30 protein-coding genes are annotated in these 25,037 nt (G+C 59.2%); 17 read left to right on the top strand and 13 right to left on the bottom strand.

Going from position 1 to position 25,037, the window contains the following annotated elements; genetic code table 11:
* The first annotated feature begins 37 nt into the window (after window positions 1-37).
* Both J4D52_RS03310 and J4D52_RS03305 read left to right on the top strand, forming a co-directional pair.
* Entirely contained in the window at window positions 38-472 is a 435-nt protein-coding gene (locus tag J4D52_RS03310; RefSeq protein WP_053280323.1) for a DoxX family protein, read from the top strand.
* A gap of 258 nt (window positions 473-730) precedes the next feature.
* Window positions 731-1,039 carry a hypothetical protein gene (locus J4D52_RS03305; RefSeq protein WP_025805507.1) on the top strand — a complete coding sequence of 103 codons (309 nt, stop codon included), beginning with the start codon at window positions 731-733 and terminating at the stop codon, window positions 1,037-1,039.
* Window positions 1,040-1,127: 88 nt separating this feature from the next.
* On the opposite strand, the gene J4D52_RS03300 is transcribed toward J4D52_RS03305, so the two are convergent.
* Complete coding sequence (locus J4D52_RS03300; RefSeq protein ID WP_025805506.1) at window positions 1,128-1,757, bottom strand: response regulator transcription factor; 630 nt, start codon at window positions 1,755-1,757, stop codon at window positions 1,128-1,130.
* A 147-nt stretch (window positions 1,758-1,904) separates the two neighbouring features.
* Between J4D52_RS03300 and J4D52_RS03295 the strand changes: the two genes are divergently transcribed.
* The 3 genes from J4D52_RS03295 (at window position 1,905) to greB (ending at window position 4,993) form a co-directional block, all read left to right on the top strand.
* Window positions 1,905-2,195 carry a hypothetical protein gene (locus J4D52_RS03295; RefSeq protein ID WP_102676617.1) on the top strand — a complete coding sequence of 97 codons (291 nt, stop codon included), beginning with the start codon at window positions 1,905-1,907 and terminating at the stop codon, window positions 2,193-2,195.
* A 216-nt stretch (window positions 2,196-2,411) separates the two neighbouring features.
* Window positions 2,412-4,154, top strand: coding sequence for a hypothetical protein (locus tag J4D52_RS03290; RefSeq protein ID WP_102676647.1), 1,743 nt, complete (start codon window positions 2,412-2,414; stop codon window positions 4,152-4,154).
* Between the two features lie 365 nt (window positions 4,155-4,519).
* Window positions 4,520-4,993 (top strand): transcription elongation factor GreB, encoded by a 474-nt coding sequence (greB, locus tag J4D52_RS03285; RefSeq protein ID WP_102676648.1) that lies wholly within the window; start codon window positions 4,520-4,522, stop codon window positions 4,991-4,993.
* Between the two features lie 16 nt (window positions 4,994-5,009).
* On the opposite strand, the gene J4D52_RS03280 is transcribed toward greB, so the two are convergent.
* Complete coding sequence (locus tag J4D52_RS03280) at window positions 5,010-7,514, bottom strand: ABC transporter permease (protein WP_102676618.1); 2,505 nt, start codon at window positions 7,512-7,514, stop codon at window positions 5,010-5,012.
* Entirely contained in the window at window positions 7,514-8,197 is a 684-nt protein-coding gene (locus J4D52_RS03275) for an ABC transporter ATP-binding protein (protein WP_053280317.1), read from the bottom strand. The genes J4D52_RS03280 and J4D52_RS03275 overlap by 1 nt, the downstream gene beginning before the upstream one ends.
* Before the next feature lie 10 nt (window positions 8,198-8,207).
* Between J4D52_RS03275 and J4D52_RS03270 the strand changes: the two genes are divergently transcribed.
* From J4D52_RS03270 to J4D52_RS03260, 3 genes are all read left to right on the top strand, one after another.
* Window positions 8,208-8,813 (top strand): arylesterase, encoded by a 606-nt coding sequence (locus tag J4D52_RS03270; protein ID WP_025805500.1) that lies wholly within the window; start codon window positions 8,208-8,210, stop codon window positions 8,811-8,813.
* Between the two features lie 56 nt (window positions 8,814-8,869).
* The gene (locus tag J4D52_RS03265) at window positions 8,870-9,163 is read left to right on the top strand and encodes a hypothetical protein (protein ID WP_007931378.1); all 294 of its coding nucleotides are present in this window, start codon (window positions 8,870-8,872) and stop codon (window positions 9,161-9,163) included.
* 116 nt (window positions 9,164-9,279) lie between these two features.
* Complete coding sequence (locus J4D52_RS03260; protein WP_025805499.1) at window positions 9,280-10,248, top strand: L,D-transpeptidase family protein; 969 nt, start codon at window positions 9,280-9,282, stop codon at window positions 10,246-10,248.
* A gap of 126 nt (window positions 10,249-10,374) precedes the next feature.
* Here the strand turns inward: J4D52_RS03260 and oprI are convergent, their stop codons facing one another.
* Entirely contained in the window at window positions 10,375-10,626 is a 252-nt protein-coding gene (oprI, locus tag J4D52_RS03255) for an outer membrane lipoprotei OprI (protein ID WP_003448337.1), read from the bottom strand.
* A 676-nt stretch (window positions 10,627-11,302) separates the two neighbouring features.
* On the opposite strand from oprI, the gene J4D52_RS03250 reads away from it, so the two are divergent.
* The gene (locus J4D52_RS03250; RefSeq protein ID WP_007931380.1) at window positions 11,303-11,584 is read left to right on the top strand and encodes a GNAT family N-acetyltransferase; all 282 of its coding nucleotides are present in this window, start codon (window positions 11,303-11,305) and stop codon (window positions 11,582-11,584) included.
* A 62-nt stretch (window positions 11,585-11,646) separates the two neighbouring features.
* Here the strand turns inward: J4D52_RS03250 and J4D52_RS03245 are convergent, their stop codons facing one another.
* Together J4D52_RS03245 and J4D52_RS03240 are read right to left on the bottom strand one after the other, a co-directional pair.
* On the bottom strand, window positions 11,647-12,723 hold the full coding sequence (locus J4D52_RS03245) for a 3-deoxy-7-phosphoheptulonate synthase (protein ID WP_025805498.1): 1,077 nt from the start codon (window positions 12,721-12,723) through the stop codon (window positions 11,647-11,649).
* A gap of 131 nt (window positions 12,724-12,854) precedes the next feature.
* Complete coding sequence (locus J4D52_RS03240; protein WP_025805497.1) at window positions 12,855-13,298, bottom strand: PilZ domain-containing protein; 444 nt, start codon at window positions 13,296-13,298, stop codon at window positions 12,855-12,857.
* On the opposite strand from J4D52_RS03240, the gene J4D52_RS03235 reads away from it, so the two are divergent.
* The 5 genes from J4D52_RS03235 to cysB all read left to right on the top strand — a co-directional run bounded on the left by J4D52_RS03235 (window position 13,297) and on the right by cysB (window position 17,248).
* Window positions 13,297-13,683 carry a co-chaperone YbbN gene (locus J4D52_RS03235; RefSeq protein WP_025805496.1) on the top strand — a complete coding sequence of 129 codons (387 nt, stop codon included), beginning with the start codon at window positions 13,297-13,299 and terminating at the stop codon, window positions 13,681-13,683. The two genes, J4D52_RS03240 and J4D52_RS03235, sit on opposite strands and share 2 nt — an antisense overlap.
* Window positions 13,683-14,639 (top strand): putative 2-dehydropantoate 2-reductase, encoded by a 957-nt coding sequence (locus J4D52_RS03230; protein ID WP_102676619.1) that lies wholly within the window; start codon window positions 13,683-13,685, stop codon window positions 14,637-14,639. The genes J4D52_RS03235 and J4D52_RS03230 overlap by 1 nt, the downstream gene beginning before the upstream one ends.
* A 22-nt stretch (window positions 14,640-14,661) precedes the next feature.
* Window positions 14,662-15,567: a 5'-nucleotidase gene (locus J4D52_RS03225; RefSeq protein ID WP_007931385.1), complete on the top strand. Its 906-nt coding sequence runs from the start codon at window positions 14,662-14,664 to the stop codon at window positions 15,565-15,567.
* Window positions 15,568-15,660: 93 nt separating this feature from the next.
* Window positions 15,661-16,161 (top strand): universal stress protein, encoded by a 501-nt coding sequence (locus J4D52_RS03220; protein ID WP_009050130.1) that lies wholly within the window; start codon window positions 15,661-15,663, stop codon window positions 16,159-16,161.
* 112 nt (window positions 16,162-16,273) lie between these two features.
* Window positions 16,274-17,248, top strand: coding sequence for an HTH-type transcriptional regulator CysB (cysB, locus tag J4D52_RS03215; RefSeq protein ID WP_007931387.1), 975 nt, complete (start codon window positions 16,274-16,276; stop codon window positions 17,246-17,248).
* Between the two features lie 7 nt (window positions 17,249-17,255).
* Here cysB and J4D52_RS03210 read toward each other — a convergent pair whose 3' ends face one another.
* Both J4D52_RS03210 and J4D52_RS03205 read right to left on the bottom strand, forming a co-directional pair.
* Window positions 17,256-17,738: a transcription elongation factor GreAB gene (locus J4D52_RS03210; protein WP_102676620.1), complete on the bottom strand. Its 483-nt coding sequence runs from the start codon at window positions 17,736-17,738 to the stop codon at window positions 17,256-17,258.
* Between the two features lie 2 nt (window positions 17,739-17,740).
* Window positions 17,741-18,136, bottom strand: coding sequence for a hypothetical protein (locus tag J4D52_RS03205; protein WP_102676621.1), 396 nt, complete (start codon window positions 18,134-18,136; stop codon window positions 17,741-17,743).
* 122 nt (window positions 18,137-18,258) lie between these two features.
* On the opposite strand from J4D52_RS03205, the gene earP reads away from it, so the two are divergent.
* Complete coding sequence (gene earP, locus J4D52_RS03200; RefSeq protein ID WP_102676622.1) at window positions 18,259-19,392, top strand: elongation factor P maturation arginine rhamnosyltransferase EarP; 1,134 nt, start codon at window positions 18,259-18,261, stop codon at window positions 19,390-19,392.
* Window positions 19,393-19,440: 48 nt separating this feature from the next.
* Window positions 19,441-20,013: an elongation factor P gene (locus J4D52_RS03195; RefSeq protein WP_007931398.1), complete on the top strand. Its 573-nt coding sequence runs from the start codon at window positions 19,441-19,443 to the stop codon at window positions 20,011-20,013.
* Between the two features lie 78 nt (window positions 20,014-20,091).
* Here the strand turns inward: J4D52_RS03195 and J4D52_RS03190 are convergent, their stop codons facing one another.
* The 4 genes from J4D52_RS03190 to J4D52_RS03175 form a co-directional block, all read right to left on the bottom strand.
* Window positions 20,092-21,105 carry an alpha/beta hydrolase gene (locus tag J4D52_RS03190; protein WP_102676623.1) on the bottom strand — a complete coding sequence of 338 codons (1,014 nt, stop codon included), beginning with the start codon at window positions 21,103-21,105 and terminating at the stop codon, window positions 20,092-20,094.
* Between the two features lie 41 nt (window positions 21,106-21,146).
* Window positions 21,147-21,566 (bottom strand): organic hydroperoxide resistance protein, encoded by a 420-nt coding sequence (locus J4D52_RS03185; RefSeq protein ID WP_009044954.1) that lies wholly within the window; start codon window positions 21,564-21,566, stop codon window positions 21,147-21,149.
* Window positions 21,567-21,846: 280 nt separating this feature from the next.
* A complete protein-coding gene (locus J4D52_RS03180) occupies window positions 21,847-22,308 on the bottom strand; it encodes a MarR family winged helix-turn-helix transcriptional regulator (RefSeq protein WP_102676624.1) in 462 nt (153 codons plus the stop codon).
* Window positions 22,309-22,383: 75 nt separating this feature from the next.
* On the bottom strand, window positions 22,384-23,334 hold the full coding sequence (locus J4D52_RS03175; protein WP_063432568.1) for a LysR family transcriptional regulator: 951 nt from the start codon (window positions 23,332-23,334) through the stop codon (window positions 22,384-22,386).
* A gap of 108 nt (window positions 23,335-23,442) precedes the next feature.
* Here J4D52_RS03175 and J4D52_RS03170 point away from each other — a divergent pair, with 108 nt between their 5' ends.
* Window positions 23,443-24,192, top strand: coding sequence for a sulfite exporter TauE/SafE family protein (locus tag J4D52_RS03170; protein WP_025805487.1), 750 nt, complete (start codon window positions 23,443-23,445; stop codon window positions 24,190-24,192).
* On the opposite strand, the gene J4D52_RS03165 is transcribed toward J4D52_RS03170, so the two are convergent.
* Window positions 24,182-25,036 carry a LysR substrate-binding domain-containing protein gene (locus J4D52_RS03165; RefSeq protein WP_164486091.1) on the bottom strand — a complete coding sequence of 285 codons (855 nt, stop codon included), beginning with the start codon at window positions 25,034-25,036 and terminating at the stop codon, window positions 24,182-24,184. The genes J4D52_RS03170 and J4D52_RS03165 overlap by 11 nt on opposite strands.
* Between the last annotated feature and the right edge of the window lies 1 nt (window position 25,037).

Genomic DNA, 25,037 nt, shown 5'->3' with positions numbered 1-25,037 from the left:
GCGACCCAATACCCAACACCACAAAGGACTACACAGCATGAGCACACTGATCAAAACCGTACTGAGCACCCGTGCAGGTTATGGCCTGACCGTCCTGCGCGTTTTTGTCGGCATCATTTTTGCCGCACACGGCGCGCAAAAGCTTTTTGGTCTGTTTGGCGGTTACGGATTGGCAGGGACGGCACAGTGGATGGAGAGCATCGGCCTGGCGCCAGGACACTTGATGGCGTTGCTGGCTGGCGGTACCGAGTTCTTTGGCGGTCTGGCGCTGATTATCGGTCTGTTGGCACGTCCTGCTGCGCTGGGGTTGAGCTTTACCTTGCTGGTGGCGATTTTCTCCGTACACATCGGCAATGGCCTATTCATGGCGAACAATGGTTATGAGTTCGCCCTGGCCTTGCTCGGCGGCACCATTGCGGTCCTGATCGAAGGCGCGGGCAAATTGTCACTCGATGCGGCGATTGCCAAGTAACTTTCGGCAAACACTCAAAGGCCCGCTTGTAGCGGGCCTTTTTCGTTGCTGATTTCGTTGTTGGGGATTCTTGACACTACCCCGTCGGCTTCTCTAGGATTGTTGCCCATGCGCCGATTTAAACAGCTACTTGCGGGGCGCCAGGTGATCCGGAATATCACCGACAGAAGCTCTACAGGCTTCGAAATACCGCTAAAGCGCTGGTTCGGTGTTGCCTCTCACCTGCCCGGCAGAAAATTGAGGCAGAGACACGACACGATGAATGCACTTCACCCTCCTGTACGTCTTGCGCCAATCACGGCGAACCTTGTTCAGCACAATCCAAAAATTCTTCTTGGCGGCACACACCAGCCGACATTGCTGCGTTATCTCGATGGCTGGCCACGTCGCAGCACAGGCCCTTCAGCCTTTCTGATCCAGTTCATCGAAGACGGCGAGTCCCTGGCACGTTTTGCCAACGACAGTTTTGACCTGGCGGTGATACAGGCGCCCAGCTCGGAAAATGCCGCCGAAGTCATCCGGCATCTGACCCGTGTGGCTCGACAGGGGCTGATCACCCGTAGGTAAGTACCACAAGTGATCAACCCGGCTGTCGAGGTGGGTGTTTTCCTGATGCTTCTGAATCCCGCCTGAAGGCTCCATCGATATCAGGGCTTTAAACGACAGAGTTGCGTTTGGCCAGCTCCGCCAGTGCGACCAGATTGGAAACGTTGAACCGTTTTAGCAGCCTGACCTTATAGGTGCTCACCGTCTTGTGGCTGATCAGCAGCGCATCCGCGATTTTCTGATTATTCATACCGCTTGCCAGCAGTTTCAGGACGGTGATTTCCCGGTCAGTCAGCTGGGCAATCAAGACGCTTTCCTGGCAGGCGGCGTTTGTATTCTGTTGCAAGGTGCTGATTGTATCTTCGGGGAAGTAGCTATACCCCGACAGTATGGCTTTTACCGCGTTAGCCAGTTCGTTGAGATTATCGTTCTTGCACAGGAACCCGGCTGCACCGGCCTGTAAACAGCGCAGGGCGAAGTTCTTGGAGTTGCTGGAGGTCAGCACCAGTGTCTTTATCGGCAACCCAGCGGACTTTATATGGGAGATAACGGAAAACCCGTCGAGGTTGGGTATGTTCAAGTCCAGAATGAGCAGGTCTGGAAGATGCTTGCGTACCAGCTGGACGGCGTCTGCCCCGTTGTCCGCCTCCGCGACGATGTTGTGTTCGTGAGGTTCCAGAACGGTTCTTATGGCGAGTCGAATCAACGGATGGTCGTCGACGATGATGATACTTCCCATGCAAGGCATCTCGATGTTTAGGGTTGGGTGTGTTTTCTACATATTATCCGAGCACTCTGAAAACTAAATCAGACGAATCTGATAGTTGTCATTGATTGGCTAAGTTATGGTTGAGCACAGTTTTAACCTGGAAAAGACTAACTCTCTATGCACGTTATTATCTTTAAACCGGTCCAGCTTAAAGGCTCCTGGTTATTCAATCTGCTCTTGCGTCTTGATCGCTTCATCTATTGGTTTGCCCCTTCTCTGGCTATGTTGATGGGGGCAGCTGGCATCGCGCTGTGTTTTTTAGCTTGGCAGCAGCAACTGATATTGACAGGGATAGGTGGAGCAGTCCTGATACTAATGGCAGCAGGAATAACCATGCTCTGGTCGAATTATGAGTGGTGGCTGTTCAAACTCAGTCCGCAGAAGGGGTTGAATATCCCTCTTAAGTAAAATCTGAGTTGGAAGATATTGACGCAATAATTTGGTTGTCAGTGTTTTTTATATTTTAAGACGTTTCAATGCGGGGCTCGTCGCTGCGTGGTTTGGTCGCTTGTCGACGGTTTCGGATAATTCTACTTGAGGTTCGGAATTATCTAGTTTTCTGGCAGGCATTGTAAGGTGTATTTTTTGCTCCTTACGATATATATGACGGAGCCTGAGCCAACGATGCTGCTACGAACTATTTCCATCATAAATGCAGAGCAGGAAGTACTGAACGGTGCGGTGCTCTGTAGCTTTGCAATTCCTGTGCTGAGCCATAATTTTCTTGCTTATAGCTTGAATGAGGGCGCTGAAGTTGGAGAGTCGCGAGTTTATTTGGCGATGCTAAATAAGGCGGGACAGAATTATTCACTGAGTTCGATTGAGGCCGAGGAAGATTGGCGTCAGGTTATTCAAGTCTTCAAGGAAATAGTCACCCATGCGAGCCTGCCTGAAGGGCGACAGCAAGGCGCTGGTGGTAGTACTGATATTCCTTACCATCTGATTGACCTTAAGGATTGTGTGATACCGACAGGGAACCTATCGGATCATCGTTCACTCACCATCAAGAAAAATTTGGTGATGAAGCTTATCTCGTCAGAAGCCTCGGTTGCTTGTCTGCCTGCAATCGACAGCGCTGAACTCGGCGTTCCTGCGCTCGATGTCTCTATTTCGATGACTTCTCAAAATACTCCTGCTGCACAAGCTGCCGCGAAGTGTATCGATGAGGTTTCTGATTCGAATGAGCATCGCACGCCAGGAGTCGTTGAGGATCCTGAGGGCGATGTATTCGATGACGTTCCATCCGTATTAGCTCCGATTGGAGAACCAGAGGAGCTCTCTCAAAAGCCGGGAGAAGTTGAGACTGATATGGAGGAGGTTCTTACTGATGCTTCATTATTTACCAAGAGTTTTCAAAACGATATGACTGAAATGCCGACTGCGAATGCCGAAAAATATGTCGACTCCTCTGAAAGTGATGCTCCCTTGTCTGGCCATTTGACGCCTGAGGTTGTCGCTGGCCAGTCTGCCAACTCGGAGGTCGATATTGGACGCCTGTCCCAAGGTATACAGAACACATTGGCTGGCTTGGCGGAGGTGGTTCGCGATTTGGCTTCGGAGGAAGAGGTGGAATTAATCCAGAGTGATGAGTACGACCTGTCGATAGCTGACAGTGTTCCAACTTTGATGGATAGGCCGGCTCAGGCTACCGCAGATATCGATCAATCTGCTCAAGTTGCTGGGGATGTATCACAGGATGAGTTGGCTGATTACCCAGTTCCCTTGGAGAGCTCGTTGGATGAAGCGCAGTTCCTGATGGCAACGCTTCCTGAGGCTGAAGCTGCACTTCAGGGGGCGGATACCGATCATTTACTTCTTGATGTGGAGAGCACTTTGTCGAATCTTGCACTTATGGCGCAGGAGTTGACACAACAAAAAATGGTTGCGGTGAAGCAACAGGAAGCTTTGGAGCTTTTGAAGGAGCAGTTGCAAGAGCGAGAGCGTAAACTTCATGAAAAAGATGAGCACCTGCGCCAGCTACAAAGTCAGCTTCAGCAAGAGAAGATCGCGATCGATAAGTCCGCTGAGCATAATTCCCGAGTGATTGCAGAGCGCAGTACTGCGCTTCAGCAGCTGGCTGAAAGTGTCGAGTCCAGAGAACGAAGCGTTGCCCGGCGCTCAGAACTAATGCAGCTCGAGCAGCAACGTCTTGATGAAATTTCCGCTAAGCAAAGTATCCGCGCAGCCGAACTGGAAAAGAGGGACGTGGGGATCCAGCAAAAAAATGCGGAGCTGGTGGAAAGGTTAACGCAGTTGTCCAGTACCCGTAAGAAACTCAGCAATATTGTAAAAGGTTTCAATGAGACGGTGACCTTCAATAATAGCCTGCATAGCATATCCAGTACATTGCTCAACGATGATGAGTAATGGAATTACAGTTCTCTCTTTTAGTCTGTTGGGTATTTTAATAAAGCAGCATTTGACCTGTATGAAAAGGCGACGAGTGCAGTCAGGCGGGACAAACTGGAGAGAACTGATGAGGCATATCCGGTTTTAAATATGTGCATTCTGATGTGGATTCGTGCATGGGTTTGACGTCCCTATGACCAAACACGACCGCCTTTTCGTACAACGCCCAAGCGGCGGTGTTATCGACCTGCTCATTCTGGATAGGGCGTCCTCGTGTGAAGGCGTGCTGCAGGTGGATTTATCTCGCCTGGCATTGGTTCTCAAGGTCTCGGTTCAACCATAATGCTGAACTGCTCATAAGGCGATGCATGGGGGTTAACCAATTGAGTACCAAGCTCATTACGCAGGAAGGTTTCGAGGCTCTGAAAAACGAGCTGGATTACCTGTGGCGGGAGAAGCGTCCGGATGTGACGCAGAAAGTCACTTGGGCGGCCTCCCTGGGGGACAGGAGTGAAAATGCGGATTATCAATACAACAAGAAGCTCCTGAGGGAAATTGACCGTCGGGTGCGCTACTTGCGCAAGCGCCTCGAAGACATGAAGGTCGTGTCTTATTCGCTGGAACAGGAGGGCCGGGTGTTCTTCGGCGCCTGGGTCGATATCGAGAATGAAGAGGGCGAAACCAAGCGCTTCCGTATCGTCGGTTATGACGAGATATACGGGCAGAAGGATTACATCTCCATCGATTCGCCCATGGCCCGGGCGCTCTTGAAGAAAGAAGTCGGCGACGAGGCGATAGTGCAGACGCCTGGTGGAGAAATGTGCTGGTGGATCAATCAGATCGAATACGTGAAATGAGCCGCGCGCGAGGGGCTTACCCCTCGCGCAGTACTGTCAGCGGGCTGGCATTCAATGCCCGGCGTGTTCCATAGACACCGGCACCGCCGATCAGCAGGGCGCCGATAACGGGCAGGAGCAGCAGCCAGGGATGTGGATGCCAGGGCAGGTCGAAGGCAAACCGATACAGCACCAGGCTCACCAGTTCCGATCCCAATGCGGCCAGTAGCCCGCTGACGGCTCCCAGCAGCCCGAACTCGATACGCCGGGCCTTGACCAGTAATTGTCGTTCCGCCCCCAGCGCCCGTAGCAGGGCGCCCTGACGAATACGTTCGTCCAGGGTGGCCTGCAGTCCGGAAAACAGCACGGCCATGCCGGCGGCGAGTACAAACAGCAGCACGTATTCCACGGCCAGGGTGACTTGGGCCAGTATGCTGCGCAGTTGTTCGAGCAAGGCCTCCACTTGCAGGATGGTCACTGCCGGGAAGGCCCTGGACAGCTCGACCACCTGCTGGTCGTGACCTGCGGCCAGATAGAAGCTGGTCAGGTAAGTGGCGGGCAGATCCCTCAGGGTGCCCGGCTGAAAGATCATGAAAAAGTTGGGCTGGAAGTTGTCCCAGTTGATTTCCCGCAGACTGGTTACCCTGGCCTCGCGATTGACCCCGCCGACGCTGAACGTCATCTGGTCGCCGAGTTTGAGTTTCAGGCTTTCGGCCACCTGGGTCTCGACCGAGACGCCAGGCAAATCCCCTTCGGGCTGTTGCGTCCACCACGAGCCGCTGGTGATCTTGTTGCCCGCTGGCAGATCCGCGGCCCAGGTCAGGCTCAAATCCCTCTGCACGGCGCGGTCGCCACTGGAGTCCTTGCTGACGATTTCTCGGACCGGTTCGCCGTTGATGCTGATCAGCCGCCCTGGCACTACCGGATACAGGGGCGCAGAAGGGGCGGAAAGCGCCACCAGCTTGTCGGTGAAGGCCTGTTTGTCCGCGGGCAGGATATTCAGGGCGAAATAGTTCGGCGCGTTTTTGGGCAACTGGTTTTGCCAGGTGTCGAGCAGCTCTCCACGCAATAGCGCAATCAAGGCCATCGACAGCAGGATCAAGCCGAAGGCCAGGGATTGCCCGGCAGCGGCCAGGGGATGTCGCAGCAACTGGCCCAACCCCAGGCGCCATGGCAGCGACGCCTTGGCCAGCAAACGACGCAGGCTCTGCAGAGCCAGCAGCAGTAATCCCCCCAGAACCAGGGCGGCAATTACACCGCCGCCGAGCAAGGCGAAGGTCAACAGCAGATCCAGGCTCAGGCGCCACATGATCAGGCCCAGGGCCAGCAAGGCGGCGCCATAGACCATCCAGGTGCTTGGGGGGATCGGCAGCAGGTCACGACGCAACACCCGCAAGGGCGGGACACGCCCCAGCGCCGCCAAGGGCGGCAAGGCGAAACCTCCAAGCGCCACCAGGCCGGTACCAATACCGGCGACAGCGGGGAGCAATCCACCGGGAGGCACATCGGTGGGCAGCAGGTCATGCAACAGGTAAAACAGCCCAAGCTGGGCGAGCCAGCCGAGCAGCGCGCCGACGATGCTGGCCAGGATGCCGAGCAGGGCCAGTTGCAGGGTAAACAGCAGCATGGTTTCCCGGCGGGACAGACCCAGGCAGCGCAGGAGCGCACTGGCGTCGAAGCGGCGGGAGGCGAAACGCGCAGCGGACAGGGCAACCGCCACGCCTGCCAGCAGTACTGCCACCAGACTGGCCATGTTCAGGTAGCGTTCGGCCTTGCCCAGGGCTCCGCCGATCTGGCGGTTGCCATCTCGGGCATCCTGCAGGCGCTGGTTGGCCGCAAGGCCTGGCTTGATCAGTTGGCGATAGGTTTCCAGGGCGCTTCCCGGACCGCGCCAGAGCTCCTTGTAACTGACCCGGCTGCCCGGTTGCACCACGCCGGTGGCCTTCAGGTCGCTCAGGTTGATCAGTACCCTGGGAGTCAGGCTATAGAAGTTGCCGGCGCGATCCGGCTCATAAGTCAGTACCCGGCTCAGGCGCAGGGTTTTCATGCCGACGTCGATGCTGTCGCCGATTTTCAGGTCCAGCGCGGTCAACAACCGGGCTTCGACCCAGGCTTCACCTGGTTGCGGACCGCCGCCGATTTCTTCCGCTGCGTATGGGGCCGGGGCGCTTTTCAGCTGGCCGCGCAGCGGGTAGGCGTCGTCCGCGGCCTTGATACTGGAAAGCTGGATGCCATTGTCGGTGGCGATCACGCTGGAGAACTCCACCACCTGCGCATGTTGCAGGCCCAGTTCCCGACCGCTTTGTATCTGTTCGGGCCTTGCCGGAGAACTGCTTTCAAGCAGCAGGTCCGCGCCGAGAAACTCCGTGGCACGCAACAGCATCGCGCCATTGAGGCGCGCACCGAAATAGCCGATGGCGGTGCTGGCGGCTACCGCCACCACCAAGGCGAAGAACAATACCCGCAGCTCTCCGGCGCGGGCGTCGCGCAGAAGTTGGCGAACGGCAAGGCTGAACAGGCGCAACAGCGGCAGACGTGCCATCAAGGCTCCAGAGGGGTGACCAGCAGGCCAGCTTCAAGGCGGATCAGGCGCCGACAACGATGGGCCAGGCGTTCATCGTGAGTAACCAGGACCAGCGTCGTGCCGCTTTCCTTGTTCAGATCGAACAGCAGGTCGCTGATGCGCTCGCCGGTATGGCTATCGAGGTTGCCGGTCGGCTCGTCGGCGAACAGCACGTCAGGTTCGGCGGCGAAGGCGCGGGCGATGGCCACCCGCTGTTGTTCGCCACCGGAGAGTTGGCGAGGCGAGTGACTCAGGCGTTGCCCGAGTCCGACGCGCTGGAGCAGTTCGGTCGCACGTTCGCGGGCATCCCGGCGGCCGTCCAGCTCCATGGGCAGCATGACGTTCTCCAGGGCATTGAGGCTGTCGAGCAGTTGGAACGACTGGAAGACGAAGCCCACATGCTCGGCGCGGATTCGGGCGCGCTGGTCTTCGTCCAATGTGCCGAGGCTGCGACCGGCCAGGGTGACCTCACCGCTGCTGGGCAGATCGAGCCCGGCCAGCAGGCCGAGCAGGGTGGATTTTCCGGAGCCGGAACTGCCGACGATGGCCAGGCTGTCGCCTTTGTTCAGTTCCAGGCTGAGTTCGTGCAGGATGGTCAGTTCACCTTCCGCGCTGGGAACCACTTTGCTAAGGTTCCGCGCAGTGAGAATGCTTGCGCCCATGGAGAATCCGATGCGTGTGTGGTTTTTGAGTGCTGGCCTGGCCTTGATGTGCATGGCCCAGAACGCAGCGGCGGGTACAGTCCTGATCGTTGGCGATAGTATCAGCGCGGCTTTCGGCCTGGATACCCGGCAGGGGTGGGTGGCATTGCTCGAGCAACGGCTCAAGAGTGAAGGTTTCAACGATAAGGTGGTCAATGCTTCCATCAGTGGAGACACCAGCGCAGGTGGCCAGGCGCGGCTGCCGGCGCTGCTTGCAGAGCACAAGCCGGAGTTGGTGATTCTCGAGTTGGGCGGCAACGATGGCCTGCGCGGGCAGTTGCCCACGCAATTGCAACAAAATCTTGCTTCGATGATCGACAGCTCCAAGGCCAGCGGTGCCAAGGTGCTGTTGCTTGGCATGCAGCTGCCTCCCAATTACGGCGTGCGTTACACCCAGGCGTTTGCCGAGGTGTACAGCAAGCTTGCGAATGAAAAGAACATAGCGCTGGTGCCGTTCTTTCTGGAAGGGGTCGGCGGTAATCCCGAGCTGATGCAGGCCGATGGCATCCACCCCGCGGTCGCTGCTCAGGGCAAGTTGCTGGAAAATGTCTGGCCGACGCTAAAACCGCTGCTTTGACGCTTTTCTACCGGCAGTGTTTCGGCTAATGTGGCGCCCCCGATTTGGAGCCCCCGATGCCGCGTCCCGCCTGGTCCCTGTTTGCCTACCAACTGATCGAGCCTGACGAACAGCTCGACCTGTTCGCCTGCCAGGAAGTCCGGGTGCATCTGGTGACGCGTCAGCTGGAGTTGGGGGGCTCTGCCGATCGCACGTTGTGCGGCACCTTGCTGCCCGCGCAACCGCGCTGGTCGAGTGTCGACCGGACGATTTTCCAGGACCAGCGCCTGTGTCCGCTGTGCCGGGCTATCCTGGAATCGCAAAAGCGCGGCACGCCACCGATCTGGCCAGAGTTGCGTTTCGAGCTGTAAGGCAGCAAGTTCTCGCCCGGCTCCCTTCTTGCGCTGATGCGGCTGTCGCTCCCGCAGTCACGGGGGCGGGTGTACAATCACTTTTTTACTCGTTGATCATGCGAAGGATTTTCCGGATGTTGCCGCGCTTTCCTGTCGTCACCCGTTGCCTGACGCTTGCCGCCTTGTGTGTGGCCGGCCCCGTTGCCGCATTGGAACTGCCTCTACCTCCACCGGGCGAAGATATCGTCGGTCAGGTACAGGTGATCAAGGCCAAGTACGAAGACACCTTTGCCGACCTGGGCACAACCTACGACCTGGGCTATTACGAGATGGTCGCAGCCAACCCGGGAGTCGATCCCTGGTTGCCGGGCGCGGGCACCGAAGTGGTGTTGCCGACGCGCTTCATCCTGCCGCCGGGACCTCGTGAAGGCATTGTGATCAACCTGGCCGAATATCGCCTGTACTACTACCCGAAAGGGCGGAACGTGGTGTACACCTTCCCCCTGGGTATCGGTCGGGAAGGTTGGGGATCGCCGATCGCCCATACCAGCATTGTCGCGAAGACCCCGAATCCGACCTGGACTCCGCCTGCCTCGATCAAGGCCGAGCACGCCGCCGACGGTGACCCGCTGCCAAACGTGGTGCCGGCAGGGCCGGACAACCCCTTGGGGCCATTCAAGTTCACCCTGGGCACGCCGGGCTACCTGATCCATGGTTCGAACAAGAAGTTCGGTATCGGCATGCGCACCAGCCATGGTTGCTTCCGGATGTTCAACAACAACGTCCTGGAAATGGCGAGCATGGTGCCGGTGGGGACCTCGGTGCGCATCCTCAACGATCCGTACAAGTTCGGTATCAGCGCTGGCAAAGTCTACCTGGAAGCCCACACGCCACTGGACGACAAGGGCAATCCGTCGGTCGTGGACAAACACACCGCGGTGATCAACGCTTTGCTCAAGCGTGAAGACCTGGCCAATAACCTGCGGATGAATTGGGATGTAGTGCGCGACGTGGTGGCGGCCGAAGACGGTTTACCAGTAGAGATTGCCATACCGACCAATGCACCCGTGGTATCGGCGGTGCCTATCGATATGCAGCAGTAACGGCTGGAACAGCAACCCGTCGACGCTTCAGGGCGTTGACGGGTTTTTTATTGCCGCAAGAAAATCCGGGCAATAAAAAAGCCGACCCAATAAATGGGTCGGCTCGATAACAATCCCGAGGGATTATTACTTGCGGCTAGCTTTTTCCAGCATACGCAGAGCGCGCTCGTTAGCTTCGTCAGCAGTCTGTTGTGCTTTTTGAGCAGCAGCCAGAGCTTCATCAGCTTTACGGTAGGCTTCGTCTGCACGAGCCTGGGCACGAGCTGCTGCGTCTTCAGTTGCAGTCAGACGAGCTTCGGTTTCTTTGGATACGCTGCTGCAACCGGTAGCCAGAACTGCGGCCAGAGCCAGAGCAGAGAATTTCAGAACGTTGTTCATCGTGTTCCCCTTCAAGGACTTTCTATTAAGTAGCTATCTCATCCGAGTGATGAAATGGCCGGCGTACATACTACCCATTACTTGTAGTAAGTAAACTGACGTAGCGCAAGAAGCAAAAAAAATTCTAGGCGTTGAATCTTTTTCGAGCAACTTTTTATTGATCTGTATAAAAAATACGCAACCTTGTCACCCTGTTGGGGGGCTGCGCTTGTTAACCGTATCTGTCGCAGAGTCCCTTTGCACGGCGCCCGCGGAGTGTAGGCTAAAGTCTATCTATATCGACTCGTCTACACTTTTGTTCAGAATCTGTGGGGCGCCTCACGCATCTTTGTCCATGTTGAGGTGACTTTAAATGGGTGGGCTCGTCTTAAATCTCAACATCCGGCGATGTTCAGGTTGTTGATCATCAGCTGGTTTGATCGAGCGCTTTGCATGTATCCGGGAACAGGCCCGGGGGGAAGCATCGACACTAAACTGGCCTGATGCCAGTAGCTTGAACACAAGCGTCCCTTGAGCATTGGTGCCAATGGTGCCTACTATTTGAAACGTGCTCGGTCATGCGAGAGCGGCAAGCTCTCCTCGGTGTCCTGACAGGCACGGGGTGGCGTAGTTGTTCCTTCGCCGGAAAAACATCGGTAAGGTAGGGGTCAGAATTCAAGACCCGCGAGGAGTAGTGATGAGCGAGGCGTTGTCCATCCACCATGACCAGGCTGGTCATCAATTCGAGACCAATGTGGACGGTCATCGTGCCTACCTGACCTATATGGACCTGGGTAAGCAGACCCTGGATATTTATCGGACGTTCGTGCCTAACGCGCTGCGCGGCCGTGGTATTGCCGCGGCACTGACCGAGCAGGCGTTGGAATATGCTGACCGCATGGGCTACACGGTGATTCCGTCGTGCTCATACGTGGAGCGCTACATGGAGCGCCATCAGCGCCACGCCGCGAAACTCTGAGCGGGTACGCCAAAAAAAAAACGCCGGGCTTGGCCCGGCGTTTTTGTGTCCGCGATACGGGATCAGGTACGAACCCGTTTTGGCAGGACGTCCTTGAGCTTGGCGTGCATGCTGCGCAAGGTTTTCTCGGTGCTTTCCCAGTCGATGCAGGCATCGGTGATCGACACGCCGTACTGCAGTTCGGCCAGGTCCTTGGGAATCGCCTGGCAGCCCCAGTTCAGGTGGCTTTCGACCATCAGGCCGATGATCGACTGGTTGCCTTCGAGAATCTGGTTGGCCACGTTCTCCATCACCAGCGGCTGCAAGGCCGGGTCCTTGTTGGAGTTGGCGTGGCTGCAGTCGACCATGATGTTCGGCTTGATCTTCGCTTTGTTCAGTGCCTGCTCGCAGAGGGCGACGCTGACCGAATCATAGTTCGGCTTGCCATTGCCGCCGCGCAGAACCACGTGACCGTAGGCGTTGCCCTTGGTGGTGACGATGGATACGCCGCCTTCCTGGTTGATACCGAGGAAGCGGTGAGGGCTGGAAACCGATTGCAGGGCGTTGATGGCAACGGTCAGGCCGCCGTCGGTGCCGTTCTTGAAACCTACCGCCGAGGACAGCCCGGAAGCCATCTCGCGGTGGGTCTGGGATTCGGTGGTACGTGCACCGATCGCCGACCAGCTGATCAGGTCCTGCAGGTATTGCGGGGAGATCGGGTCCAGCGCTTCGGTGGCTGTCGGCAGGCCCATCTCGGCCAGGTCCAGCAGCAGCTGGCGACCGATGTGCAGACCGTCCTGGATCTTGAACGAGTCGTCCAGGTACGGGTCGTTGATCAGGCCTTTCCAGCCAACGGTGGTCCGCGGTTTCTCGAAGTACACGCGCATCACCAAGTAAAGGGTGTCGGAGACTTCGGCGGCCAGGACTTTCAGGCGTTCGGCATATTCGTGGGCAGCCTTGATGTCGTGGATCGAGCAAGGGCCGATGACGACGAACAGGCGGTGGTCGGTGCCGTCGAGAATATTGCGGATCACTTCGCGACCCTTGGTCACGGTGCGCAGGGCGACGTCGCTCAGCGGGATATCACGCTTGAGCTGGTCGGGAGTGATCAGGGTTTCGTTGGAGGCGACGTTAAGGTCGTTGATCGGTAAATCAGCCATCGTGTTACTCGTCAGGTCACGGGTGCCGGCCGCCAGCGATCCCCGCGCGGCGGTGCACAGCGGATTTAAGCGCGTCGGGGAGCCGAACCTTAGCGCGTTACACCGGGGCTCGACAATGGGCAGAGGCGGGTTTAATCCAGCGCTGGCTGCATAAAAGCCTGGTGAACCCGGTCGTGGGAGAACTCGGCGGCGTGCTGTTCGACCCATTGCTGGGCCAGGGCTTCGATCTGTCGCTGCTCGGCCTGGGGCTCATGCAGGTGGCAGTAGTGGGCGATCTGGCACACCTGCTCGCTCATCCGGGCACGGAACAGGGTCTGTTCGTCGATGAAAGCGATCCCCACCAGATAGCCGCGCTTGCGTCGCAGGCACCAGGCCACATAGCCGTTGTAGCGGGCATTTTCACCGAGCGTGGGGATCCGTACTTCCAGGGCAGTGCCGCAGCGCCAGGCACGGTGATAATTGCAAGCCATGCCACCGAGGCTGATAGTGTGCAACCGTTGACGCGAAATGCATGCGTGCGTGCGTAAGGTCAGCTCAACCGGAACATCGTCAGGATGAGGAATGAAACGTCCCATGAACGCGGACTCCGAGTGTCAGCTATGTGACATTGTTTCCCCCAGTATAGTGGTCGAATTGGAGCTGACTGATTTCGATATCGATCAGCGGCTGTTGGCGATGAGCGGTACTTCGTTGGTGATATTCACCAGCGTTGGCTGTGCCAGCTGTCGTTGGGCCCGGCAGCAGTTGCCTGGCTTCGATCTGCCGATCGAACGGTTGTGCTGGGTCGACGCGGGGAACAATGGCGGCGCGGTCGAGCGTTATCAGGTGTTTCACTTGCCGGCACTGTTCGTGGTGCGCGACGGTGAGTTTTATGGGGCCTTACAGTCGCGCCTGACACCCGGCGAGCTCAGCGAGCGCCTGGCGCAGGCGCTGAACCGAATTCCAGAGGAGTTGCCTTGATGGAAGCAGTCCACACGCCGCGAATCGGCATTATCGGTACAGGAGCGATCGGTGGTTTCTACGGGATGTTGCTGGCGCGAGCCGGCCTGGATGTGCATTTCCTGCTGCGCAGCGAATTCACCGCGGTCACCGAGCATGGTTTGCAACTGCATAGCGCGGTGCATGGTGAGCTGACCCTGAACCCGGTCCAGGCCTATGCCAGTGCCGAAGACATGCCGCCCTGCGATTGGCTGCTGGTGGGGGCCAAGACCACCAGCAACGCCGAGCTGGCTCCGGCGATCCTTCGCGCGGCGGCTCCCGGCGCCAAGGTGTTGTTGCTGCAGAATGGCCTGGATGTGGAAGACGGCTTGCGCGACCTGCTTCCCGACTCGCTGCATCTGTTGGGTGGCCTGTGTTTTATCTGCGTGCACCGTGCCGGGCCCGGGGTGATCGAGCATCAGGCGCTGGGCGCGGTGAACCTGGGTTATCACAGCGGTCCGGCCGCGCAGGACGAATCGCAGCGCCAGGCAATAGTGGAAGAGGGCGCAGCGCTGTTTCGCAAGGCCGGTATCGGTTCCCAGGCCATGGCCAACCTGCAGCAGGCGCGCTGGCAGAAACTGGTGTGGAATGTGCCGTATAACGGTTTGTCGGTATTGCTCAACGCCAGCACCACGCCGCTGATGGCTGATGCCGACAGCCGCGAGCTGATTCAGGCCTTGATGCGTGAAGTGGTGCAAGGCGCGCTGGCCTGTGGTCACAGCATGCCGGACGGCTATGCTGAGCACTTGTTCAAGGTGACCGAAAGCATGCCGGACTATTGGCCGAGCATGTACCACGACTACCGGCACAAGCGTGCGCTGGAGTTGTCGGCCATCTACGCCGCGCCATTGGCCGCGGCCAGAGCGGCGGGGTGCGAGCTGCCGAAAATGGAAGCCTTGTATCAGGCGTTGAGTTTCGTCGACCGGCATAACGGCTGATCGCAGCATCGGGGGAGGCGATATGGCAAAAGGCTTGGGCGGTAAACTGGTGGTGGCGATTTCGTCGCGGGCCCTGTTCGATCTCAGTGAAAGCCACAAGGTCTATCTGGCCGAGGGGGTCGAGGCCTATCGCAAGTATCAGATCGATCACGAGGAGGAATCCCTCGAACCGGGCGATGCTTTTCCCCTGGTGAAAAAGCTCTTGAGCCTCAATGCCAGCCTCGGCCGTGCGCGGGTCGAGGTGGTGCTGGTTTCGCGTAACAGTGCCGACACGGGCCTGCGGGTCTTCAACTCGATTCAGCATTACGGCCTGGATATTTCCCGGGCCGCGTTTGTCGGTGGGCGCAGCCCTTATCCCTACCTCGCGGCCTTTGGCTGCGACCTGTTTCTGTCCACCCACGCTGAAGATGTGCGCAGTGCGCTGGACGCCGGGTTCGCCGCGGCGACCATTCTTTCCGGTGGAGCCCGGCGCGCCGCCAGCGCCGAACTGCGGATCGCCTTCGACGGCGATGCCGTGCTGTTTTCCGATGAGTCGGAGCGGGTCTATCAGCTCGGTGGCCTGGAAGCCTTCCAGGCCAAGGAGCGCGAGTCCGCCCGCGAGCCGTTGCGCGGAGGACCGTTCAAAGGCTTCCTTGCCGCGCTCAATCTGCTGCAGCGCGAGTTCCCCGACGATGGTTGTCCGATTCGCACCGCCCTGGTGACGGCACGTTCGGCACCGGCCCATGAGCGGGTGATCCGCACCCTGCGCGAATGGGATATCCGCCTGGACGAATCGTTGTTCCTGGGCGGCCTGGAGAAGGCCGCCTTTCTCGAAGCCTTCGCCGCCGATGTGTTCTTCGACGACCAGGCGGGCCATTGCGAACTGGCTCGCGAAGTGGTCGCCACCGGCCATGTACCCCATGGCATCAGCAACGAAACCAAGGTTTAGCTCAATGTTCACGGGCTTGCGCGGGACGTCGTAGTCGCCTTGGCACTGCTAAGCTGAATCAATCTCCGCCATATTGGCAGTCGAGGAGGTCATATGATTCGTTCGATGCTGTATGCCACTGACCTCGGTCTGTATGCACCCTACGTGATGCAACATGCCCTGGAGCTGGCTCGAACATTCAATGCCGACTTGCACGTGGTTCATGCGGTGGAGCCCATGGGGCTGTTTGCCGAATCGGTGTTGCAGAGTTATCTCGACGAGCAGGCCCTGAATGAGTTTCACAGTCAGGGCCTGAGCACAGTGATGGCGAATATCGAACAACGGGTGCTCGACAGCTTTCGCGAAGAGTTGGGGGAGGGCATGCAGGATCTCGCACTGATCCAGTCGGTCCGGGTCTTTCAGGGGGACCCCTCGCAAGTCATTCTCGAACAGGCGTCGAAACTCTCCGTGGATTTGTTGATCGTAGGAAGTCACAGCCATGGGGCGGGCGGTGAAACGCCATTGGGCAGGACAGCCGCCAGGGTACTGCAACTGGCCAAGGTTCCGGTTTACCTGGTGCCCTTGGTGCAGCGTCGGCGGTTCGGAGATATCTGACGCGGTTATTGGAATTTTCTTAATAAAAGTTCTAGATTTATTCTTCGAACCATTAATATAGTTATATACCGTCGCTGATGCCCGTGGCGTCTACCTGCTTTGAGGGATTCATATGAAGCTTCAACAATTGCGCTACATCTGGGAAGTGGCGCACCACGACCTCAACGTCTCCGCTACAGCCCAAAGCCTTTATACGTCGCAACCGGGTATCAGCAAGCAGATCCGCCTGCTCGAGGACGAGCTGGGGGTCGAGGTATTCGCTCGCAGCGGCAAGCACCTGACTCGCGTCACCCCGGCTGGCGAACGCATCATCACCACCGCTGGCGAGATCCTGCGCAAGGTCGAAAGCATCAAGCAGATCGCCCAGGAATTCTCCAACGAGAAGAAGGGCACCCTGTCGATCGCCACCACCCATACCCAGGCTCGTTATGCCTTGCCGCCGGTGATCAGCAGCTTCATCAAGCAGTACCCGGATGTGGCGCTGCACATGCATCAGGGTTCGCCGATGCAGATTGCCGAAATGGCCGCCGATGGCACCGTCGACTTCGCCATCGCCACCGAAGCGCTGGAGCTGTTCGGCGATCTGGTGATGATGCCGTGCTACCGCTGGAACCGTTGCGTGGTGGTACCGCAGGGCCACCCGCTGACCAAGCTGCCGAAGCTGACCCTGGAAACCCTCGCCGAATACCCGATCGTGACTTACGTGTTCGGTTTCACCGGCCGTTCCAAGCTCGACGAAGCCTTCAGCCATCGCGGTTTGACGCCGAAGGTGGTATTCACTGCCGCCGACGCCGACGTGATCAAGACTTACGTACGTCTGGGCCTGGGTGTGGGCATCGTCGCCAAGATGGCGGTCGATACCAAGCTCGACAGCGACCTGGTGGTACTGGATGCCAGTGAACTGTTCGAGTCGAGCATCACCAAGATCGGTTTCCGTCGCGGCACTTTCCTGCGTGGCTTCATGTGCGACTTCATCGAGAAGTTCGCGCCGCACCTGACGCGCGAAGTGATGGCCAAGGCCATTCAGTGCCACAACAAGCAGGAACTCGAAGAGCTGTTCGACGGCGTCGAACTGCCTGTTCACTAAGTCGGGCTTACTTGACCTCGGTGACAGCGAACTGTTGCCGAGTGCCCGCGACGACGATCTCCAGCTCATCCCCCTCGAACTTGCCCAGCAGGCCTTTGCCCAGCGGTGAGCGAGGGGTGATGACGGTCACCGGTTGCCCCACCACCTCCACCTTAAGTCCCGCCCCATCCGGCGCCAGGAACAGCCATTGTTCGTGGCCGTTTTCGTCTTCGAGCCCCAACAGTGCACCGACCTGGATACCGACCTGCTCATCGTACGGGCGCAGGGTCAGGTTCTGGCAGAGCGCCAGGGCCTGCCTGATTTCCTCGACGCGCCTGGCCTGGCCGGCGGCGAGATAGGACGCCTCGAGCCCCAGGGTGTCGTACTTGTTTTCGGCAATATTCTCTTCGTGGGTCGCCGCCTCATAGGCGGTCTGCGCCGCACGCTGGGCGATATCCAGATCACCGCGGAGCTTGTCGAGAATCAGTTGGTGGACCGTATGCTTGTTCATGATCAATCGCAGAATTGCAGGACGTTGGCCCGGCTCTTTTCGCTCGGCGCCGTCTGGTCCTGTTGCAACCAGAACTGGCATTTCGGGTTGGACTGGTTGCGCAGGTTACTGCGCGCATTATCCAGTGCCTGCTGCTGTTCGTTCTTGCGCAGGTTTTCCTGGTATTGCTCGAACATGCGGTTGGATGCGGCCGACTCCGTTCTGGGTGGTTTCGCCAGCTGTTGCACGGCCTGGGCGACGGGCGCCAATTGCTGGTCGAATAAAAAACGCCAGGCCAGCCAGCAGGTCAGGGCGATTGCCAGAAAACCCAGCCACAATCCCAGGGCAATACTGCCGCTGAGCTGAAGTGCGTTTACGCTGATACGTAATGATCGACGGGGTGTCGGGCGATAGGGCATGGCAGCCTCCTGGCAGGCGGTGTCGGCAAGCCGTGATTGTCGCACGAAGATTATCGGCGTTGGCTCTTCTGTCTGTAGCGATTTATGCGGACAATCGGCGCTTTTGCCAAACGGAGCCCGGAATGAAAGCCTCCTGGGATATTTTCTGCAGCGTCGTCGACAACTACGGCGATATTGGCGTGACCTGGCGGCTGGCCCGGCAACTGGTGGCCGAGCATCAGTGCGCGGTGCGGCTGTGGGTGGATGACCTGCGGGCCTTCGAGCGTTTGTGTCCGTCGATCGATGTCGCCTTGCCTCAGCAATGGCAGGAAGGTGTCGATGTGCGCCACTGGCCGGCCGAGTGGTCGCCGGTGGCGGCTGCCGATGTGGTGATCGCAGCCTTTGCCTGCCAGTTGCCACCGGCTTATATGGAGGCGATGGCCGAGCGTGAGCGCACGCCCTTGTGGTTGAACCTCGATTACCTCAGCGCCGAGGCCTGGGTGACCGGCTGCCACGGCCTGCCCTCGGTGAAGTTCAAGGGGGTGCAGAAGTACTTCTTCTTCCCTGGCTTTCAAGCCGGCACCGGTGGCTTGCTGCGCGAGGCGGGGTTGTTGGAGCGGCGCAAGGCGTTTCAGCAGGATCCGCTGGCCCGGCAAGGTTTCCTTGAAGGGCTGGGTGTATTTGCTGCACCCGACGTACGCCTGATGTCGCTGTTCGCCTATGAGAACGCGGGCCTGGCCAGTTGGCTGGACGCGCTGGCTGCCGACTCGCGGGCTACCCATCTGCTGGTCCCCGAAGGGCGGATCCTCGGTGACGTGCAAAACTGGCTGGGGGTCGAGGCGCTGGCGGCGGGGGCGGTGCAGGTCCGTGGGGTTTTGACGGTGCAGGTGCTGCCATTCGTCCGACAGGAGGAATACGACCAACTCCTGTGGTCCTGCGATTTCAACGCGGTACGCGGCGAGGATTCGTTCGTGCGTGCGCAGTGGGCCGGCCGGCCGATGCTCTGGCACATTTATCAACAGGACGAAGACATCCACCTGGACAAGCTCGACGCCTTTCTCGAGCTTTACACCCAGGGGCTTTCGCCAGAGGCCAAGGCGGCGCTGATCGACCTGTGGCGGGCCTGGAATACCGGGGGCGAGATGGCGCAGGCCTGGAAAAAACTGCTGGAACACTGGCCGGAAGTGGCCGCTCACGCCGAAAAGTGGTGTCTGGAACAGGGCTCGCAGCCCGATCTTGCTGCGGCGCTGGTGCAGTTTTACCTAAATTGGATATGATACGCGGCCTAGATTTTTGTAAATCCCATCCAAATTCGGATATTCGCAATGAAAACTGGTAAAGAACTCAAACCCGGTACCGTGATCCGTATCGACAACGATCCTTGGCTGGTTCAGAAAGCTGAATTCACCAAGTCCGGTCGTAACAGCGCGATCATGAAGACCAAGCTGAAGAACCTGCTGACCGGTTACAAGACCGAAACCGTTTACGGTGCGGACGACAAACTGGACGACGTGATCCTGGATCGCAAAGAAGCGACCCTGTCGTTCATCAGCGGCGACACCTACACGTTCATGGACACCACTGACTACACCATGTACGAGCTGAACGCTGAAGACATCGAAGCCGTTCTGCCGTTCATCGAAGAAGGCATGACCGACGTTTGCGAAGCTGTGTTCTTCGAAGATCGTCTGGTTTCCGTTGACCTGCCGACCACTATCGTGCGCCAGGTTGACTACACCGAAGGTTCCGCTCGCGGCGACACTTCGGGCAAGGTGATGAAGCCTGCCAAACTGAAGAACGGTACCGAACTGTCGGTTGCCGACTTCATCGAAATCGGCGACATGATCGAGATCGATACTCGCGAAGGCGGTTCCTACAAAGGCCGCGCCAAGGTTTAAGCACTGCTTGAATTCTCGCGTACGAAAAAGCCCGACCATCGAGTCGGGCTTTTTTGTGGCCGAAGATCAGTGACAGCCTTACTTCAGATGTTGCTTGAGCTCTTCGCTGGCTTGCAGCAGGGCCGAGCGCACTGCGGGTACCTGGCTGACCACGTTGAGCAGACCATAGTCGTGGATCATCCCGTTGTAGCGCACCGAGGTCACGGTCACGCCGGCTTCGTCCAGCTTGCGGGCATAGGCTTCGCCTTCGTCGCGCAGCACATCGGCACCGGCCGTCTGGATCAGCGCGGGCGGCAGGCCCTTGAGCTGGGCGCTGGTGGCGCGCAACGGTGAGGCATAGATCTCGTTACGCTGCCGGGCGTCGGTGGTGTAGTTGTCCCAGAACCACTTCATCATGGTTTTGCTGAGGAAGTGCCCCTCGGCATACTGGTTGTACGACGCCGTCTCGAAATTCGCGTCGGTCACCGGCCATAGCAGCAACTGGAACCTGATCGCCGGCGTGCCCTTGTCCTTGGCCATCAGGCTGACCACGGCCGCCATGTTGCCACCGACGCTGTTGCCGGCAACCGCCAGGCGCTTGCCGTCGACATTGATTTCCTGGCCATGCTCGGCCACCCATTGGGTGGCCGCGTAAGCCTGATTGATCGCCACCGGGTAATGAGCTTCCGGAGACGGCGTGTAATTGACGAACACCGCCGCGGCCCCGGAGCCCACCACCAGATCCCGCACCAGCCGCTCGTGGGTCGGGAAATCTCCCAGCACCCAGCCGCCGCCGTGGAAAAACATGAACACCGGCAACGTACCTTTCACCCCGGCCGGTCTGACGATGGTCAGGCTGATGTCCTGGCCGTCGACCTTGATGGTCTTCTGGCTGACATCCGCCTTGGGCAGCGTCAACTTGACCCCGGCCTGGGCGCCGACCAGCACGGCCCGGGCCTCTTTCGCTGTCATCTGTTCCATCGGCTTGCCGCTGCCGGCGTTCAAGGCGTCGAGGAACGCCTGGGTGTTGTGTTCGACCCCGCCTTCGGCGAAGGCCGTGTTGATGGACAGGGCGAGAAGGCTACCGGTCAAGACCTTGCTGAAAGTGTTCATGTTCGTCTCCTGGGCGGTGCGGGCGCTGGTGCGCGGTAGGGTTAGACAGTCACGTGCAGACGTACGTCGACGTTGCCGCGGGTGGCGTTGGAGTAAGGGCAGACCTGGTGAGCCGCTTCGACCAGGGATTGCGCATCGCTCTGTTCAAGGCCTGGCAGGCTGATGTGCAGGTCGATGTCCAAGCCGAAGCCGCCAGGAATCTGGCCGATGCCGACATGGGCGGTGATCGAGGCGTTGTCCGGGATCTTGCGTTTGCTCTGGCTGGCGACGAATTTCAGGGCGCCGATAAAGCAGGCGGAGTAGCCGGCGGCGAAGAGTTGTTCAGGGTTGGTCGCCTGGCCGCCGGCACCACCGAGTTCTTTGGGGGTAGAGAGTTTGACGTCGAGAATGTTGTCGCTGGAGACGGCGCGACCATCACGGCCACCGGTTGCGGTTGCGACTGCGGTATAGAGAGTTTGCATGGTGTGAGCCTCTTGGGTTTCGAAGTTTTGCGCTAAATGTTTGCGCGCTAAGTAAGTGCGAAATAAATGTATCGCTCAAATATTTTGTGCGCAAGATAATTTTTTGGAAAAAATTCGAAAATGCTTGCCGACAGCCCAGGTTTTTTGGCTAAGCGAATGATTTAAATAATATTTCTATCGAGAAAATTTTTTCGTTGGCACGCTGTTGGCGGCGTCGGAACAGGAAGGATCGCGAGCAAGCGCTCCAGCAGGAGGGCAGGGCGTGCTCGCGAGAGTGCCGTCAGAGGCTGTCTTGCAGATGGCCGCGCAGGTTCAGCAGGTCGGCCTGCAGTTTGCGCAGTTGCTCCAGGGTCAGGCCGCTGGCGCCGAGGATGCATTGGGGAACACCGCGCGCCCGGCCATGCAGGGCCCGGCCTTGCTCGGTCAGTTTGATGATCACCACCCGTTCGTCTTCGCGGCTGCGGGTACGGCTCAGCAGTCCCTCGGCCTCCAGGCGCTTGAGCAAAGGCGTCAATGAGCCGGGATCGGTCAGCAGGCGGCTGCTGATCTCGCCGACGGTCAGGCCATCCTGCTCCCAGAGCACCATCATCGCCAGGTACTGGGGATAGGTCAGGCCCAGCTCCTGCAGCAGCGGTTTATAGACTTTGGTCATCAGCAGCGAAGTCGAGTGCAGGGCGAAACACAGCTGGTTATCCAGCAGCAGATCGTCGCATTTTTCCGGGGTGGAGCCTTTGGTGTTCATGGTCGGGCCTTGATCGATACTCGCCCTGAATCTAGCGGGCGAATCTTTAATGCGCCAGATAATTCTCGCGAGCTCTCAGCCCATGGCGCTCTGCAGGGCCAGATCCCAGGGCGGAATCGGGCTGAAGCGGGTCTTCAGGTATTCCAGCAACAGACGGCTGCGGGCGTTGGTGTGCTGTTCCAGGCGCAAGGCATAGATACCGGCGCTTTCCGGTTTGGGCAGGCCGGTTTCGCAGAACAGCGGCAACAGTTCACCGCGCAATAGGTATTCGCTGGCCAGCCAGGTCGGCAGGTGGGCGATGCCCAGCCCGGCCAGGGCGCCGGACAACAGGGCCTCGGCATTGTTGGCGCTCATGCGGATGCGTTGTGGGCGATGGGTCTGCAACTGCCCGTCCAGCTCGAAGCGCCAGGCGAACAGAGGGGCCAGGCCATCCCAGTCCAGGCCGTCGTGCTGGCTCAGCTCGGCGGGATGGATCGGGGTGCCACGAAGCTTGAGGTAGGCCGGGCTGGCGCAGGCGATGCGCACGATGCTCGCCAGTGATGTCGCCACCATGCGGGTATCGACCCTTTGCCCGGCGCGCAGTACCAGATCGACCTTGCCCAGGTGCGAACCCTGCATGTCGACGAAGCTGTCGATCAGGTGCAACTGCACATCCAGCCCCGGATAGAGCATCAGGAAATCGGCGATCGCCGGCGCCAGGTGTCGTCGGCCGAAGGCCGCGGGAGCATCGATGCGGATCAGGCCTTCCGGCGCGTGGCTCAAGGACACGGCTTCCGCCCGCGCCAGTTGCAGTTCGGCGACGATGCGCCGGGCGCGTTCGGCGAAGGCTTGGCCAGCCGCCGTGGCCACCACCGCGTGGGTGGTGCGCATGAACAGCTTGCTGCCGACCGCGTTTTCCAGGCTGTCGATACGCCGGGCCACCGCCGAAGGGGTCAAGGGATGCCGGCGGGCGGCGGCGGAAAAACTCCCGGCTTCCAGGACATCGAGGAACAGGCCGAGCTGGTCGGTGAGGGCGTTGGGGTTCATGGCGGGCATTTGCCTGTGCGAAATTGGCAAAGCCATTGTGCGTTGCTGTGCGTTTCCGCACCAGAGCCGACTGCGTAGCATGCAAGGCCTGAGGTGAGGAGAGCGGCGGTGATCGATTTAGCGATGTATGTGGTGTTGGGCGCGGCGCTGGGCACGGTGGGCGGCTTGTTCGGGATCGGCGGCGGCCTGATCGCGATTCCGGTGCTGGGCGTGCTGTTCGGGCTGGATCAGCAGATCGCCCAGGGCACGGCCTTGGTGATGGTGGTCCCCAACGTGATGCTGGCGCTGTGGCGTTATCACCAGCGCAACCGGATCGAGGCGCGGCATGCGCTGCCCTTGGCCCTGATGGGTTTCTGTTTTGCCTGGCTCGGTTCGATCTGGGCGGTGGGCATCGATGCCCAGGTCATGCGGATCGGTTTCGTCGCGTTCTTGGTGGCCTTGTCTGCCTACAACCTGTTGCGCATGTTCCTGGCCAATGCCCCGGCTTCGGCGCAGATGCGTTATCCCTGGCCGTGGCTCGGTGTGCTGGGGGCGGCTTCCGGGGCCATGGGCGGGCTGTTCGGCGTCGGTGGCGCGGTGGTTGCCACGCCGGTGCTGACCAGCGTGTTCGGCACCACCCAGGTGGTCGCCCAAGGCTTGTCGCTGGCCCTGGCCTTGCCGAGCACTGGGGTGACCCTGGTCACCTACGGGGTGCATCAGGAGGTGGACTGGATGATCGGCCTGCCGCTGGCGGCAGGTGGGCTGCTGAGCATCAGTTGGGGGGTGAAAATCGCCCATGCGCTGCCCGAGCGAATGCTGCGCGGGCTGTTCTGCGGCTTCCTGGTGGTCTGTGCGGTGATGCTCGCCTTTAAAGTTTGAAACCCTCGACTATGTGTTCGGCCAGGCATTCGGTGATGGGCGAGGGCGTGTTGAGGTTGCGCACCAGCATGATGCTGGCTTCGGGCAGCAGGGGCAGGTCTTCGGCGGCGCCCAGGATGCGCATGTCCGGGGTGATCAGGCTTTCCAGTTGCGCGGTGATCGCCAGGCCGGCGCTGACCACGGCCATCAGGGCGGCCAGGCTGGAGCTGTTATAGGCGATGCGATAGTCGCGCCCGGCGGCGTCCAGCGCATTGCACGCCCACTGCCTGCAGAAGCAATCGCTGTTGAACATCGCCAGGGGCAGTGGCGTCTGTTCGTGAGGGCAGAAACCCTGAGCCTCGGCCCAGACGAAACGCTCCTTGCGCAGCAACTGGCCGATTTCGCTGCCCGGCTCGCGGGTGACGATGGACAGGTCCAGGTCCTGGCGCAGCAGCAGTTGCTTGGACGACTCGCAATGCACCTCGATCTGGATCAAGGGATAGGCCTGGGCAAAGCGCGACAGGATCCCCGGTAGAAAGCGCATCACGTAATCGTCCGGCGTGCCGATGCGCACGGTGCCGACCATGTGCGGCTCGCGCAGGGTGTTGAACACCTCGCTGTGCAGTTTCAGGATGCGCCGCGCGTAACCCAGCAGCACTTGGCCTTCGGCGGTCAGGCGCACTTGCCGGCCTTCACGCTGGAACAGCTGGCGCTGCAGCACATCTTCCTCGAGCCGTTTCATCTGCATGCTCACCGCGGACTGGGTGCGATTGACCTGCTCCCCGGCCTTGGTGAAACCGCCCTGATCGGCGATGGCGACGAAGGTGCGCAGGACCTCGGTATCAATGCTTGGGTAACTGGACAAT

Source organism: Pseudomonas sp. GW460-12-10-14-TSB1, assembly GCF_017349775.1.
GTDB lineage: Bacteria > Pseudomonadota > Gammaproteobacteria > Pseudomonadales > Pseudomonadaceae > Aquipseudomonas > Aquipseudomonas piscium.
Note: the sequence above shows the minus strand (reverse complement) of the source record. Positions and strands in the feature narration are given on the sequence as shown.

Excerpts from the sequence above, each read along its gene's own strand:
- J4D52_RS03310 (WP_053280323.1), top strand. The coding sequence starts at position 38 with ATGAGCACACTGATCAAAACCGTACTGAGCACCCGTGCAGGTTATGGC.
- J4D52_RS03305 (WP_025805507.1), top strand. The coding sequence starts at position 731 with ATGAATGCACTTCACCCTCCTGTACGTCTTGCGCCAATCACGGCGAAC.
- J4D52_RS03300 (WP_025805506.1), bottom strand. The coding sequence starts at position 1,757 with ATGGGAAGTATCATCATCGTCGACGACCATCCGTTGATTCGACTCGCC.
- J4D52_RS03295 (WP_102676617.1), top strand. The coding sequence starts at position 1,905 with ATGCACGTTATTATCTTTAAACCGGTCCAGCTTAAAGGCTCCTGGTTA.
- J4D52_RS03290 (WP_102676647.1), top strand. The coding sequence starts at position 2,412 with ATGCTGCTACGAACTATTTCCATCATAAATGCAGAGCAGGAAGTACTG.
- J4D52_RS03280 (WP_102676618.1), bottom strand. The coding sequence starts at position 7,514 with ATGGCACGTCTGCCGCTGTTGCGCCTGTTCAGCCTTGCCGTTCGCCAA.
- J4D52_RS03275 (WP_053280317.1), bottom strand. The coding sequence starts at position 8,197 with ATGGGCGCAAGCATTCTCACTGCGCGGAACCTTAGCAAAGTGGTTCCC.
- J4D52_RS03270 (WP_025805500.1), top strand. The coding sequence starts at position 8,208 with ATGCGTGTGTGGTTTTTGAGTGCTGGCCTGGCCTTGATGTGCATGGCC.
- J4D52_RS03265 (WP_007931378.1), top strand. The coding sequence starts at position 8,870 with ATGCCGCGTCCCGCCTGGTCCCTGTTTGCCTACCAACTGATCGAGCCT.
- J4D52_RS03260 (WP_025805499.1), top strand. The coding sequence starts at position 9,280 with ATGTTGCCGCGCTTTCCTGTCGTCACCCGTTGCCTGACGCTTGCCGCC.
- oprI (WP_003448337.1), bottom strand. The coding sequence starts at position 10,626 with ATGAACAACGTTCTGAAATTCTCTGCTCTGGCTCTGGCCGCAGTTCTG.
- J4D52_RS03250 (WP_007931380.1), top strand. The coding sequence starts at position 11,303 with ATGAGCGAGGCGTTGTCCATCCACCATGACCAGGCTGGTCATCAATTC.
- J4D52_RS03245 (WP_025805498.1), bottom strand. The coding sequence starts at position 12,723 with ATGGCTGATTTACCGATCAACGACCTTAACGTCGCCTCCAACGAAACC.
- J4D52_RS03235 (WP_025805496.1), top strand. The coding sequence starts at position 13,297 with ATGAACGCGGACTCCGAGTGTCAGCTATGTGACATTGTTTCCCCCAGT.
- J4D52_RS03240 (WP_025805497.1), bottom strand. The coding sequence starts at position 13,298 with ATGGGACGTTTCATTCCTCATCCTGACGATGTTCCGGTTGAGCTGACC.
- J4D52_RS03230 (WP_102676619.1), top strand. The coding sequence starts at position 13,683 with ATGGAAGCAGTCCACACGCCGCGAATCGGCATTATCGGTACAGGAGCG.
- J4D52_RS03225 (WP_007931385.1), top strand. The coding sequence starts at position 14,662 with ATGGCAAAAGGCTTGGGCGGTAAACTGGTGGTGGCGATTTCGTCGCGG.
- J4D52_RS03220 (WP_009050130.1), top strand. The coding sequence starts at position 15,661 with ATGATTCGTTCGATGCTGTATGCCACTGACCTCGGTCTGTATGCACCC.
- cysB (WP_007931387.1), top strand. The coding sequence starts at position 16,274 with ATGAAGCTTCAACAATTGCGCTACATCTGGGAAGTGGCGCACCACGAC.
- J4D52_RS03210 (WP_102676620.1), bottom strand. The coding sequence starts at position 17,738 with ATGAACAAGCATACGGTCCACCAACTGATTCTCGACAAGCTCCGCGGT.
- J4D52_RS03205 (WP_102676621.1), bottom strand. The coding sequence starts at position 18,136 with ATGCCCTATCGCCCGACACCCCGTCGATCATTACGTATCAGCGTAAAC.
- earP (WP_102676622.1), top strand. The coding sequence starts at position 18,259 with ATGAAAGCCTCCTGGGATATTTTCTGCAGCGTCGTCGACAACTACGGC.
- J4D52_RS03195 (WP_007931398.1), top strand. The coding sequence starts at position 19,441 with ATGAAAACTGGTAAAGAACTCAAACCCGGTACCGTGATCCGTATCGAC.
- J4D52_RS03190 (WP_102676623.1), bottom strand. The coding sequence starts at position 21,105 with ATGAACACTTTCAGCAAGGTCTTGACCGGTAGCCTTCTCGCCCTGTCC.
- J4D52_RS03185 (WP_009044954.1), bottom strand. The coding sequence starts at position 21,566 with ATGCAAACTCTCTATACCGCAGTCGCAACCGCAACCGGTGGCCGTGAT.
- J4D52_RS03180 (WP_102676624.1), bottom strand. The coding sequence starts at position 22,308 with ATGAACACCAAAGGCTCCACCCCGGAAAAATGCGACGATCTGCTGCTG.
- J4D52_RS03175 (WP_063432568.1), bottom strand. The coding sequence starts at position 23,334 with ATGAACCCCAACGCCCTCACCGACCAGCTCGGCCTGTTCCTCGATGTC.